Source organism: Mesorhizobium sp. WSM4833 (genome assembly GCF_055811095.1).
Map to the genome: position 1 here is coordinate 53,999 of NZ_JBVVQG010000001.1, position 12,191 is coordinate 66,189.

At 61.5% G+C, this 12,191-nt stretch carries 16 protein-coding genes; 7 read left to right on the forward strand and 9 right to left on the reverse strand.

Annotation, left to right across the window (positions count from 1 at the left end; all coding sequences use genetic code 11):
- Positions 1–11 precede the first annotated feature (11 nt).
- The gene (aat, locus tag AC0L2D_RS00265) at positions 12–629 is read left to right on the forward strand and encodes a leucyl/phenylalanyl-tRNA--protein transferase (RefSeq protein ID WP_024503883.1); all 618 of its coding nucleotides are present in this window, start codon (positions 12–14) and stop codon (positions 627–629) included.
- A 9-nt stretch (positions 630–638) separates the two neighbouring features.
- On the opposite strand, the gene AC0L2D_RS00270 is transcribed toward aat, so the two are convergent.
- From AC0L2D_RS00270 to AC0L2D_RS00280, 3 genes are all read right to left on the reverse strand, one after another.
- Entirely contained in the window at positions 639–1,025 is a 387-nt protein-coding gene (locus AC0L2D_RS00270) for a hypothetical protein (RefSeq protein WP_024503882.1), read from the reverse strand.
- A gap of 75 nt (positions 1,026–1,100) precedes the next feature.
- Positions 1,101–1,691, reverse strand: a complete 591-nt coding sequence (locus AC0L2D_RS00275; protein ID WP_013531354.1) for a DUF2155 domain-containing protein — start codon at positions 1,689–1,691, stop codon at positions 1,101–1,103.
- A gap of 123 nt (positions 1,692–1,814) precedes the next feature.
- Complete coding sequence (locus tag AC0L2D_RS00280) at positions 1,815–2,213, reverse strand: NADH:ubiquinone oxidoreductase subunit NDUFA12 (RefSeq protein WP_013531353.1); 399 nt, start codon at positions 2,211–2,213, stop codon at positions 1,815–1,817.
- A gap of 255 nt (positions 2,214–2,468) precedes the next feature.
- Here AC0L2D_RS00280 and panB point away from each other — a divergent pair, with 255 nt between their 5' ends.
- Both panB and panC read left to right on the forward strand, forming a co-directional pair.
- Positions 2,469–3,284: a 3-methyl-2-oxobutanoate hydroxymethyltransferase gene (gene panB / locus AC0L2D_RS00285; protein WP_473540324.1), complete on the forward strand. Its 816-nt coding sequence runs from the start codon at positions 2,469–2,471 to the stop codon at positions 3,282–3,284.
- A complete protein-coding gene (gene panC, locus AC0L2D_RS00290; protein ID WP_063172300.1) occupies positions 3,281–4,132 on the forward strand; it encodes a pantoate--beta-alanine ligase in 852 nt (283 codons plus the stop codon). Before panB ends, panC begins: the two co-directional genes overlap by 4 nt.
- A 37-nt stretch (positions 4,133–4,169) precedes the next feature.
- Here the strand turns inward: panC and AC0L2D_RS00295 are convergent, their stop codons facing one another.
- The 4 genes from AC0L2D_RS00295 to gatB all read right to left on the reverse strand — a co-directional run bounded on the left by AC0L2D_RS00295 (position 4,170) and on the right by gatB (position 7,472).
- Entirely contained in the window at positions 4,170–4,514 is a 345-nt protein-coding gene (locus tag AC0L2D_RS00295; RefSeq protein ID WP_063170249.1) for a VanZ family protein, read from the reverse strand.
- A gap of 99 nt (positions 4,515–4,613) precedes the next feature.
- On the reverse strand, positions 4,614–5,312 hold the full coding sequence (locus tag AC0L2D_RS00300) for an AIM24 family protein (protein ID WP_275952941.1): 699 nt from the start codon (positions 5,310–5,312) through the stop codon (positions 4,614–4,616).
- Between the two features lie 161 nt (positions 5,313–5,473).
- Entirely contained in the window at positions 5,474–5,968 is a 495-nt protein-coding gene (locus AC0L2D_RS00305) for a GNAT family N-acetyltransferase (RefSeq protein WP_275952940.1), read from the reverse strand.
- A gap of 4 nt (positions 5,969–5,972) precedes the next feature.
- Positions 5,973–7,472 (reverse strand): Asp-tRNA(Asn)/Glu-tRNA(Gln) amidotransferase subunit GatB, encoded by a 1,500-nt coding sequence (gene gatB / locus AC0L2D_RS00310; RefSeq protein ID WP_275952939.1) that lies wholly within the window; start codon positions 7,470–7,472, stop codon positions 5,973–5,975.
- 354 nt (positions 7,473–7,826) lie between these two features.
- Between gatB and AC0L2D_RS00315 the strand changes: the two genes are divergently transcribed.
- On the forward strand, positions 7,827–8,129 hold the full coding sequence (locus tag AC0L2D_RS00315; RefSeq protein ID WP_013531345.1) for a YjhX family toxin: 303 nt from the start codon (positions 7,827–7,829) through the stop codon (positions 8,127–8,129).
- Between the two features lie 47 nt (positions 8,130–8,176).
- Here the strand turns inward: AC0L2D_RS00315 and AC0L2D_RS00320 are convergent, their stop codons facing one another.
- Together AC0L2D_RS00320 and AC0L2D_RS00325 are read right to left on the reverse strand one after the other, a co-directional pair.
- Positions 8,177–8,608 (reverse strand): CBS domain-containing protein, encoded by a 432-nt coding sequence (locus tag AC0L2D_RS00320; protein WP_013531344.1) that lies wholly within the window; start codon positions 8,606–8,608, stop codon positions 8,177–8,179.
- Between the two features lie 87 nt (positions 8,609–8,695).
- Positions 8,696–9,454, reverse strand: a complete 759-nt coding sequence (locus AC0L2D_RS00325) for a rhomboid family intramembrane serine protease (protein WP_063172303.1) — start codon at positions 9,452–9,454, stop codon at positions 8,696–8,698.
- A 388-nt stretch (positions 9,455–9,842) separates the two neighbouring features.
- Between AC0L2D_RS00325 and AC0L2D_RS00330 the strand changes: the two genes are divergently transcribed.
- The 3 genes from AC0L2D_RS00330 to AC0L2D_RS00340 all read left to right on the forward strand — a co-directional run bounded on the left by AC0L2D_RS00330 (position 9,843) and on the right by AC0L2D_RS00340 (position 12,126).
- Positions 9,843–10,475: a PAS domain-containing protein gene (locus tag AC0L2D_RS00330; RefSeq protein WP_024503876.1), complete on the forward strand. Its 633-nt coding sequence runs from the start codon at positions 9,843–9,845 to the stop codon at positions 10,473–10,475.
- 183 nt (positions 10,476–10,658) lie between these two features.
- Positions 10,659–11,276: a PilZ domain-containing protein gene (locus AC0L2D_RS00335; protein WP_013531341.1), complete on the forward strand. Its 618-nt coding sequence runs from the start codon at positions 10,659–10,661 to the stop codon at positions 11,274–11,276.
- 241 nt (positions 11,277–11,517) lie between these two features.
- The gene (locus AC0L2D_RS00340; RefSeq protein WP_063172304.1) at positions 11,518–12,126 is read left to right on the forward strand and encodes a transglutaminase-like cysteine peptidase; all 609 of its coding nucleotides are present in this window, start codon (positions 11,518–11,520) and stop codon (positions 12,124–12,126) included.
- Positions 12,127–12,191 lie beyond the last annotated feature (65 nt).

Consider the following 12,191-nt stretch of genomic DNA (forward strand, 5'->3'; position numbering starts at 1 on the left):
GCGGAGACGCGATGACCCGCCCCTATGCGCCCGGCTATCGCATCCCCACCGACCTGCTGCTCAAGGCCTACGCCTCGGGCGTCTTCCCAATGGCAGAAAGTGCCGGCGACCCGGAGGTGTTCTGGGTGCGGCCGGAGACACGTGGCATCATCCCGCTTGACGGCTTTCACACGCCGAAAAGTCTCTGGAAAACGATCAAGAAACATCCCTTCGACATCCGTTTCGATTTCGATTTCGAGGCGACCATCGACGGCTGCGCCGAAAAGCGCGCGGAGCGGCGCTCGACCTGGATCAATGCGCCGATCCGCGAAGCCTATATCGAGTTGCATCGGATAGGCCATTGTCATTCGGTCGAAGCGTGGCGTGAGGACCGGCTGGTCGGCGGCCTCTATGGCGTGTCGCTCGGCCGGGTGTTTTTTGGCGAGAGCATGTTCGCCAGAGAGACGGACGCTTCCAAGACCTGCCTCTTCTACCTCGTCGAGCGCTTGAAGGCGCGGGGCTTTGCTCTGCTTGATACGCAGTTCACCACCGAGCACCTCAAGCGGTTCGGCGCGGTCGACGTGCCGCGCGGCAAGTATGAGAAGATGCTCGCCGATGCGTTGAAGGGCGAGGCAATATTCTATCCCTGAGGATTGAGCCTACTTCCCGGTAGCGGCTTCCAATGGCGTCTGCGAATGGAACATCATCTTCCAGCCGTTGGCGCGATGGACGTAGCCGGTGCTGACCAGCGCGGCATAAGCCTCGCCATTCTCCCGTGTCGCACGCGCCTCGTAAGTCAGCATGATGATGTCGCTGCCCGGCTCGATAATGCCCTTGAGATCCATCTGCAGGTTGCGCCAGCGGTTGGGCTTGGCCGCGGTCTTGGCCAGATCCGCATTGTCCATCGCCTGTGCCATCTGCGGAAATGCCACCAGGCATTCGGTGTCGGCGTTGGCCGCGTAGTAGGCGGAGTCGCCCGTCCAGAATCCCTTTTCGAGTTCCAGCAATTCGGCCTTGCTAGCCGTGATCCGTTTGCTGTCTGACATCGGAAGATCCTCCTTACGCATGAATGTGCGCTCGTCCGTGGCCCAACGCATTGTGGCCAGGACGGTTCCGGGGGATCAGTTGGTGTCGGTAGTATCGGGTTCCGAAGCGTCCGGCTCCGTCACATCAGGCGTTGTGACGTCCGGAGTGGTCGCGGCTTCCGGTTTGGCTGCGGCGGGCTTGGGAGCCTCCGCTTTGGTTGCGTCAGCCTTGGCTCCGTCGGGCGCCGGCACATCCGACTTCTGCTTGCAGGCCTTCAGCCAGACGTCGTAGACGGCATGCTCGACGGCGTTGAGGCCGGGGCTTTCGGCAAACATCCAGCCGGTGAAGATGCGGCGGATCTTGCGGTCGAGCGTGATCTCGTCGACCTCGACGAAGGAATCGGTCTTCGGCGCCTCCGCCTGCGGCCGCGAATAGCAGACGCGCGGCGTCACCTGCAAAGCGCCGAACTGCACCGTCTCGTCGATATAGACATCGAAGGTGATGATCCGGCCGGTGATCTTGTCGATACCGGCAAACTCGGCAACGGCATTGGTAACCCGGTCCGCTCCCGCGGGCGGCGCCGGCGCGGGTGCCGCGGGCTCAGGCGAAGCGGCGAAGGCCACGGTGCTGACGGCAAGACCGGCGGCTAGCGCCAGACTGGCCGATATTGAGTAAGAAAAGCTCATGCAAAGATACCGGTGGTTCGCGCCCGGGCGATTCTGTCGATCGCCAAGGCTAGTCGCCGTTTTCTGATCAGCAAGCAGCTAAACACCAATTGTGGCGATAAAGGACCGGCTTGCACCCTGTCGCTACGACCCGGGTGTCCAGGCATCGTAGTCGCCGGTGACCTGCGGGCGATGCTGATTGGTGAGCACCGAGCCCTTCGGGCGATAGGCCGCCGGGCTGCCGGTCAGATTGGGCTGATGCGGCTTCTGCCAGTCGCGTGGCTTGTAGTCCTCGCTGGACGGCGCGACGTCGACACGGTGGTGCATCCAGCCGTGCCAGCCGGGCGGTATCGCCGAAGCTTCCGAATAATTGCGGTAGATGACCCAGCGGCGCGTGCGGCCTTCCGAATCGATGCCGCCTTCGTAGTAAAAATTGCCGGTCTCGTCCTGGCCGACCTTCTTGCCATACCGCCACGTGTGCAGGCGGGTTCCTATCGTCTGGCTGTTCCACCAGGTGAAAAACTGCGTAAGGAAAGTCTTCATCTCAAAACCCTCGCGCCAGCAGCGCCCGTTTCCTGCTTATGGCGTCAGGCCTTGCCGAAGGCAAGGCTTTTGCCACGGCGTGTGCGCAAATGGCTTTCCTGAAACCCGACACAAGCCGGTGATCCTGCCGGTGGCTGCATGCACGCTTGCCAAGCCTTTGCGGTGTTTCTAAAGCTCTGCGCGCCCATGCTTGTATCCAGCCCGGCTTGAGGCCAAAGGAGGTGACGATTGGCCACGGAATTGCCGACCACCGACATGCGCATCAGCGCCGAGGCGATTCGCCACCGCAAGGGCGGCACGCCGATCGTTTGCCTGACCGCCTACACCTATCCCATCGCCCGTCTGCTTGATCACCATGTCGATCTGCTTCTGGTCGGTGACAGTGTCGCCATGGTCCTCCATGGCCACAAGACGACACTGGGTGCCTCGCTGGAGATGATGATCGCGCATGGGCAAGCCGTGATGCGCGGCTCGGCCAGTGCCTGCGTCGTCGTCGACCTGCCGGCTGGCAGCTATGAGGTCACGGCAGCACTTGCCGTCGCCTCGGCGCGGCGGGTCGTCGACGAAACCGGCTGCCAGGCGGTGAAGCTCGAAGGCGGCGTCGACATGGTTAGCCAGATCGCGGCCATCGTCGCCGCCGGCATTCCGGTCATGGGGCATATCGGCCTCCAGCCGCAATCGGTCGAGAAGGACGGCGGCTACAAGATCAAAGGCCGCACCGAGGGGGCTGTTGCGGCATTGCTTCGCGATGCGCTCGCCGTCGAGAACGCCGGGGCTTTCTCGGTGGTCATCGAAGGCACGGTCGAGAGGGTCGCCGCCGATATCAGCCGCCGCCTCGCCATTCCAACCATCGGCATCGGCGCCAGCGGCGACTGCGACGGCCAGATCCTGGTCATCGACGACATGGTCGGGCTGACCGTCGATCGCGTGCCGAAATTCGTCAAGGAATACGCCGACCTGCGCAGCGCGATCTCGCATGCCGCAAAGAGCTATGCAGCAGAAGTGCGAAACCGGACCTTCCCGGGCCCCGGCCATGTCTTTTCGGCGACAAACAGCAGGGATGACGCATGAGCCAACCCGTCGTCGTCGACAGCGTTGCCGCACTTCGCACGCAAATCCATGACTGGCGCCGTGACGGCCTTCGTGTCGCCATGGTGCCGACTATGGGCGCTTTGCACGACGGGCACATCTCGCTGGTCAGGATCGCGCTCGAAAAAGCCGAGCGCTGCGTCGTGTCGATCTTCGTCAACCCGACACAGTTCGCGCCGAGCGAAGACCTCGACAAGTACCCGCGCCAACTCGCCCGCGATCTCGACCGGCTCGGCGCGGCAAAGGCCGACCTTGCTTTCACACCGACGGTTGGCGAGATGTATCCCGCCGGCTTCGCCACGAAAATCTCGGTCGGCGGCCCCTCCGCCGGGCTCGAATCGGACTTTCGGCCGACCTTTTTCGACGGCGTCGCCACCGTGGTGGCAAAGCTCCTCCTGCAGGCAACGCCCGACTTTGCGGTCTTCGGCGAGAAGGACTACCAGCAGCTTTGCGTGGTGAGACAGCTCTGCGGCGATCTCGACCTGCCCGTCGAGATCGTCGGCGCCCCGACGATACGCGACGCGCATGGTCTCGCCATGTCGTCACGCAACGCCTATCTCGATGAGGCCGAACTGAAGGTCGCCCGCCAACTCAACGTGATATTGCGCAAAACGGCTGCGGCCCTGGCGGCAGGCGCCCACCAAACCGACGCAACCGAAGAGGCCAGCCGCGACCTCATCGCCGCCGGTTTCCAGAAGGTCGACTATGTCGAGGCACGCGAAAGCCTGACGCTTGCGCCATGGCGTCGAAACCGCGAAGGGCGTCTTCTCGCAGCAGCATGGCTCGGCAAGACCAGGCTAATCGACAATGTGGGGGTTCCCGCTGCCTAGCGAAGGCTCGATCCTCCGCGGCGGATTGCTGCCGCGCCTAGCTCTCGCTCTTTTGCCGGCCGGCCCTGACGATCAGGTGTCCCGCGACGATCCCAACCACCCCGGCAAAGGCTTTCACCAATGCATCGATGAGGCGTGCATGGCGACCGGGATCAATGAGCTGAAGCAGTTCCAGCATGCCGGCGATCACAGCCACAAAGATCACGACTTGATACAGTCGGTTGGGGAAGCCGACCGCGAGGGCGAAGCCCAGCAGGACATAAGCCAAGGCACGCTCGACATTTGCTTCAGCGAGATGCGGCCGCATCTGGATCGGCGACAAGGTCGCGAAAATGATGATGGCGAGCAGCGCCAGCGCCGCAGTGCGGAACAATTTGGTCATGGCCCTTGCATATCCGTGGTGAGCCGGCACGGCAAACGCCGCGATGACGCATGGCCGGGTCGCGGCCGCCATTGCTGCCCGCCAGTGGCCTTCGCCGAACTATTCCTCCGTCGGCATATGCAGATACATCGACTGGATGCCGACACGGCCCGGTCCGGTGAATCGGTTGACGATGAAATTCATGTTGGCGCCGAAGAAGCCGCTCGACAGGCGATCGATCTTGGTTTCCATCCTGACCGAGGCATCCTTGAACAGCCAGCCGCCTGGTTCGATGTCGATGGTTTCGCCGGCGGCGAGCGTCTTTTCGAAGACGTTGCCATAGCCGTGCAGCCAGACGATGCCATCGCCGGAATCACCGCGAAAGCGGTCGATGAAAAAGCCGCTCTGGCCGAACAGCATCGTCGCCAGGCCGCGCACCCGTTCGAAGGTGTAGTCGACATTGCCGGTGGCGGCGAGAAACTGGTGCTCGCGCACCTGGATCTCTTCGCCGTGCCTGAGATGGATCGGCACGATGTGGCCCGGCCCATCGCGGCTGAAGGCAATGATGCCCGCCCCCGACGCCTCGGTGACGAAGATCTGCATGCCGGCCATCATCCGCTTCAGCGCGCCCTTCAGCGATTTCAGGCCGATGGTGATGGTGGAATTCTTCCACAAAAGGATGTGGTGCTCGAAATAGACCGGCATGCGCGTGACATCGACCGAAAGCACCGGCACCAGCTCGCCCGCTATATGATAGGTGACGCCGCCAAAGGTCTCGTCCGACACCTGTGTCGGCATCAGTTCCGGCAAGCTTGGCATGACGATTCCCCAAGCTGCCTCGCATGCCACCGGTCAAACACCGATCATGGCTGGGGTCAGCGGCCACAGCTTTGCGCTCGATATTTGCGCCGTCAAATGAAAGCCGTGTGCTCGAGGGTCCACTCGCAACAACGTGATGCAATCGCGCGATCATCGAGCGCTCAGGCGGTCAGCATCCGCTCAAGAATCAACGCAGCAATACCGGACTGCGCCGGCCCATAATTGTCGGCCCGGCCAATCTCGGCAAAACCATTGGCCAGATAGAAGGCGACCGCACGCCTGTTCTGCTCCACGACCTCGCTGCGTAGAGAGCGGGCTTCCGGAAAATTCTCGATCACCTCATCGAGCAACATCCCGCCGATGCCCCGGCCTTGCAGGTCTGGTGCGACATGGAGCTGTTGCAGGTCGACCACGGTGCCGCCTTCGACGCTTTCGGCATAGGCGACGCCGCCGATGCGCTTGCCGTCGTCGGCGACCAGGAATTCGGCATTCGGCCGCTCAAGGCTAGCTCTCAATTTCGCCGGCGAACACCAATCCTCGATGATCCGGTCGATCCGATCAGGGCCATAGACCGCGTCATAGGTCGTGTGCCAGGTTTCGACCAGCAGCGCCCGGATGGCCGTCAGATCACGTTCACCTGCGGTGCGGACAAACACCGCGCTACTCGATGCCCAGCTTGGTCTTGACGAGGTCGTTGACCGCTTGTGGATTGGCCTTGCCGCCGGTCACCTTCATCACCTGGCCAACGAACCAACCGGCCATGCTCGGCTTGGCGCGCGCCTGTTCGACCTTGTCGGGGTTGGCTGCGATCACCTCGTCTACGGCCTTCTCGATGGCGCCGGTGTCGGTGACCTGCTTCATGCCACGGCTCTCGACCAGCTGGCGCGGATCGCCGCCCTCATTCCAGACGATCTCGAACAGGTCCTTGGCGATCTTGCCGGAAATGGTGCCGTCCTTGATCAGATCGATGACCGCGCCAAGCTGATCAGGGGAAACCGGAGCGTTTTCAATGTCTTTTCCGGCCTTGTTCAATTGCCCGAGCAGATCGTTGATGACCCAGTTGGCGGCGAGCTTGCCGTCGCGGCCGGCGGCCACCTTCTCGAAATAGTCGGCGATCGGCTTTTCCGAAACCAGGATCGAGGCGTCATATACCGACAGGCCGAGCGACGCGATCAGCCGCGCCTTCTTGTCGTCTGGCAGTTCCGGCAATTCCTTGGCCAGCGCATCGACATAGGCCTGGTCGAATTCCAGCGGCAAGAGGTCCGGATCGGGGAAGTAGCGGTAATCATGCGCCTCTTCCTTGGAGCGCATCGAACGCGTCTCGCCCTTGACGGCGTCGAACAGCCGCGTCTCCTGGTCGATCTTGCCGCCATCCTCGAGAATGGCGATCTGCCGGCGCGCCTCGAAGTCGATGGCCTGGCCGATGAAGCGGATCGAGTTGACGTTCTTGATCTCGCAGCGCGTGCCGAACTCGCCGCCCGGCTTGCGCACCGAAACGTTGACGTCGGCGCGCATCGAACCTTCGTCCATGTTGCCGTCGCAGGTGCCGAGATAGCGCACGATGGTGCGCAGCTTGGTGACATAAGCCTTGGCTTCGTCGGCCGAGCGCATGTCGGGCTTGGAGACGATCTCCATCAGCGCCACGCCGGAGCGGTTGAGGTCGACATAGGACATGGTCACATGCTGGTCGTGCATCGACTTGCCGGCATCCTGCTCCAGATGCAGCCGCTCGATGCCGACCTCGATGTCCTCGAATTCGCCCTGGCGATCGGGGCCAACGGAAACGATCACCGTGCCCTCGCCGACGATCGGCTGCTTGAACTGCGAGATCTGGTAGCCCTGCGGCAGGTCTGGATAGAAGTAGTTCTTCCGATCGAAGACCGACTTGTGGTTGATCTGCGCTTTCAGCCCAAGGCCGGTGCGGATCGCCTGCTTGACGCATTCCTCGTTGATGACCGGCAGCATGCCGGGCATCGCCGCATCGACCAGGCTGACATTGGCGTTGGGCGCCGCGCCGAAAGCGGTCGAGGCGCCGGAAAACAGCTTTGCTTCCGATGTAATCTGGGCATGGACCTCGAGGCCGATGATGATCTCCCAGTCGCCGGTGGCACCGGAAACAAGGCGCTTGGCGTCGGGCGTGCGGGTGTCGATGAGGGACATGGTGGCCTGCGTATTGGAACTGCGGATAATGCGTTTCGCACACTTTGGTGTGCAACTTCGCTAGTGCAAACCGCCAAAAGAGACAAGCGCCCAAAAAACACAAGCGCAAAGCCGCGGACTGGCCTTTTCAGCCGCGTTCGCCTATAGGAGGTCCATTCCAATGGAGAGTGGATGTCCACTTACGCTCTGTCCCGGTAAGGCCCTGACCTCCTGGCGAGGCAGGGCAGAAAACCTGAAACCCCGTGCCGCGAAGCTTCGCGGCGGCGGCATTTTTTGTTTTCCCGGAAAACTCTCACATGGATATTTCGCGCAGCGCATGACCCCGAAAATCGGTATCGATTTTCGGAAAGGATCATGCGCCAAATCATAAGTGCCACAGCGTCCTTTGCGCGTCCAAGAGGACGCGCGGCGCTGTGGAAACAGCGCATCCTGCACCTGCTCGCGCAGGGCGGACGCATTGAAATCGAAAAGAACGAGAAGAAACGGATCGCCTCCGTCAAATGCCTGACCCGCGACGGCTGGCATTATCCGGGCGTCGATCTCGAGCTGTTTCGAAAACTGAAGCGGAAGAAGGCTGTTTCTTCGTCTGACGGTGGACCCTACCGCATCACCCGGCGCGGGCTCGCACTCGTCCGCTCCGAACTCGACAACAGGTAACCACGGCTCCGCCGGTCGGTTCTCCGGCCGGCGGTTCGCCTCACCGCTCAGGCGGTGGCGATGTAGGCTCTGATCTCGTCGGCCTCGCGCTCGACATCCTCGATGCGGCGCTTGACCACGTCGCCAATGGACACGATGCCATCGAGCATGCCGTCCTTTTCCACCGGCAGATGGCGGAAGCGGCCTCGGGTCATGATCTCCATCACCTCGTTGACGGTGTGGTTTTCGTTGCAGATCTTCACTTTCGGCGTCATCGCCGAACGCACGGGGATATCGAGCGCGGCTCCACCTTCGCGGGCGACAACCCGGACGATGTCGCGCTCTGACAGGATGCCGACGATCTTGCGATCGCCATTGGTGATGACCAGCGCCCCGATCTTGTGCTCTGCCAGGATACGGATGGCTTCGCTAAGCTTTTCGTTCGGCCCGAGCGTCAACACGTCATGGCCTTTTCTCTCGAGAATTGCCTTAACCGTCATGGCGTCCTCCTCTGCTTTGCCTGCCGGTTCCTGCCCTGACCGGCCTTCACGTAAGAGTGAACATCGTGCGCCGTGATCGGTTGCATTTCAAGTGTGGTGGTCGGCCGTCTCCCATTCGGGCGCCTGCCATCGCCTGTCGAACCAGCGCAGGCCGAGGAAGCCGGCGACAAAGCCGCCAATATGGGCCTCCCAGGCGATCTGGCCGTCTACCCCCGGGGCAAAACCGAGCAGGCCGGTGGCGAGATTGATGACCATCCACATGGCAAGGAAAATCACGACACCGCGTAAGCGCAACACGAATGCGATCGGCAGCACCGGGCCGGCGAAGGCGGCTTTGCCGGCCGAACGATCGGTGCGGAAGCCAAAACGCGCCGCAGCCCCCATCATGCCTGATATCGCACCGGAAGCCCCGACCAGCGGCGCCTCACCGTAAGGATGCAGTGCCCAGAAAAGCGCGACCGAAGCCAGCCCGGTTGCGGCAAAGAACAGCGCGAACCACAGCGTTCCCAGACGGTTTGCCAATGGTGAACCAAACGCGGCGAGCCACACCATGTTGATGGCGATATGGGCAAAGCCGCCATGCATGAACGCGTAGGTGAAGGGCCGCGAAAACAGGAACCAGTCGAAGCCGTATTGCCCGGTGTAGAGAACGGGGATGAAGGCCCCGTCATACAGCAATGTCATCTGCTGGGATTCGCTCAACACATATTGCTGCAACAGATAGACGACGACGCAGATGCCGATCACCGCCAGCACGACGGGCGGCAGGTTGAACACCGGCTCGCGCCGCGGCTCGGGCGCGCCCTCGAGCGGGTCGGCTTCCGAGGGAATTGCCGGTTCACTCATTTGAAATTGCACTCCCTGCGGGATTCCAGGTTCGAGCATCTAGATTAACGCGGACCGAACAGCAAACCGCGAATCATCTGGCGCGAATCAAAAAAGAAGCCGTTCAAGGTTTCCCTTGAACGGCCGGTCGAGCCCCCTGCTCCCCTAAAACTCTGACTGAAGTGCTGCCGATCGTCGCGAAACGACCGCTTCTGGAGTGGTTTTTGTGTGCCACGGGGCTGGCTCAGACGCAACGTAAACCACTTGTTAACCTTAACGACCCCGACCCGTGAACAAGTGTTAACGACGCTGGCACGCTTCCTGCTCCGCAACGCATGTAGGTCCTCGGAGGGCGCCCTTCTGTTCACCGATGGGACATCAGACGACAGATTGCGCGGAGCAGCATAGCATGAACCAGAATGGATCGATCACGCTGTTCCAATATTGGAACCGCCTGCGTGATGGACGCCCCGCCCCGAAGCGTTCGGAGGTCGAACCGGCCGACATCAAGTCGCTGCTGGCCGACACCTTTATCCTGGAACGTGACACGCGCGGACAGGCCGTATTCCGGCTGGCCGGCACAAGGCTTTGCGCCTGCTACGGCCGCGAGCTCAAGGGGTTTTCCTTTCCATCGCTGTGGCGCGAGAAGGACCAGCGGCTCGTCTCGCGCCTGATCCATGGCGTGTTCGAGCAGAAATCGGTCGTGCTCATCAGCTATGAGGGCTTCAGCCGCAACGGGCGCTCCAATAAGTTCGAACTGCTTGCCCTGCCGCTGGACGGCGGCGTCGAAAATCCGCGCTGCCTGGGCGTCATCAGCGCCGTGGAGAAACCCTTCTGGCTGGGTGCCGATCCGATCACCGATGCGTTGATCGATTCAATCCGCGTCATAGATCCGGAGAAGGAGCTTCTGAACAATCGCCCGGCGATCGATGTTCCCTCGCTTGTTCCCGATGAACTTGGGGCACCCGAGACGATCTCGGCGCTCGGCCGGGTGCGTCGCATCCGTCATCTCGTCGTCTTCGATGGCGGGCGCGAGGAATAGTCCGCTGTTTTTTGAGACCTGATGCACGTCGCCCAAAACTGCGCGGCGGTTTTGGCACCACGGCCTGCAAAAAGGAAAACGCTGGAGCGCCCGCTTTTCCCCTTTGTTAACCCGCTTTGTTGTACTTCTGTGATGAAGTTCCTCGCATCGGCGCGCGGGATGCCAAACGGGGTGTAGGCAGTCATGAGGTCAGCGGCGGTCGACTATGCGCCGTCCCAAGCTGAAAGGCGAAACTTTCAGCGCGTCCGGGTTAAAATTTACGGACGCTTCATGCTGGAAGACCGCACCGAACATCCCTGCCAGGTCGTCGACATGTCACCGGGCAATGTTGCGTTTCGCACCGACCGCATCGGCATGCCCGGCGAAAAAATCATCGCCTACATCGATCATATCGGCCGCATCGAAGGCGTCGTCACACGCACCCTGCAGGACGGTTTCGCGATGACCGTCATTGCATCGGATCGCAAGAAGGACAAGCTGGCCGCGCAATTGACCTGGCTGGCCAACAAGCATGAACTCGACCTGCCGGAAGATCGCCGCCACGAGCGCGTCGCACCGCGCAATCCGACAAGCGTGCTGCAGCTCACCGACGGCCGCCAGTACCAGTGCCGCATCATCGACCTTTCGCTCTCCGGCGCCGCTGTCGAAATCGACGTCAAACCGGCGATCGGCATCCAGGTCATGCTTGGCACCATGCGCGGGCAGGTCGTGCGTCATTTCGAGGATGGCGTCGCCATCGAATTCGCTGTGATCCAGCGTCCCGAAACGCTTGATTCCGAATTCAACACGCCACGCGCCTGAGCAGGCCCGACAGCAACATTCCAGGAACCGGCCCTTGCGGCCGGTTTTTTGTTTCTGGGAGCTTGTTTCTGGGAGCGCTCCGCGCCCGAGGTGGGAGCCTTCAGATCCAAACGAATTAATACTCAAATTATTCAAATTTTACGTTTATTCTATTGGAGTTTTACTCAATATCTACTTCGCGCTTTTGCGTCAAATAAATCCACACGTGGCAATGTCTCCTTCGAACGGGGAGACTACAACAATGAAGAAAACGAGGGGCAAGCTGTTGCTGGCGGCAATGGCGATGCAGCTTTCCGCTTGGGGATCAGCATATGCCGCGGGACCGGCCTATATGCACACCGGTGGACGCACCACCCAGCCTGTTGGTCACTATGAGTTCTGCCAGCGCATTCCCGGCGAATGCAGCGAACGGACCCCCAGGGGTGCGCCGGTCGAACTGACCCGCAAGCTGTGGGCGACGATCGTCAACATCAACAATTCGGTCAACACCCGCATCAAGCCGCGCACCGACATGGAAAACTACGGTGTCGAGGAATATTGGGCCTATCCGGCCAATGGCTATGGCGATTGCGAGGATTACGCGCTGGAAAAGCGCCGCGAGTTGATGGATGCGGGCGTCCCCGCCGGCAATCTGCTGATGACGGTGGCGCGCCAGCCGAATGGCGACGGCCACGCGGTGCTGACCGTGCGCACCAGCCTCGGAGAATTCATCCTCGACAATCTTGAGACCAAGGTCCTGTCCTGGACGGACACCGACTACACCTATCTCAAGCGCCAGTCGGACCAGAATTCCGGCGTTTGGGTGACGATCAATGACGGCCGCTCCGACGCGGTCGCCAGCGTCCGCTAAAACAGAGCTCAAGCGCGCCGCGTGAATGCGAGGCGCTTCAGGAGAAACCCGGTCGAGTCCCCACC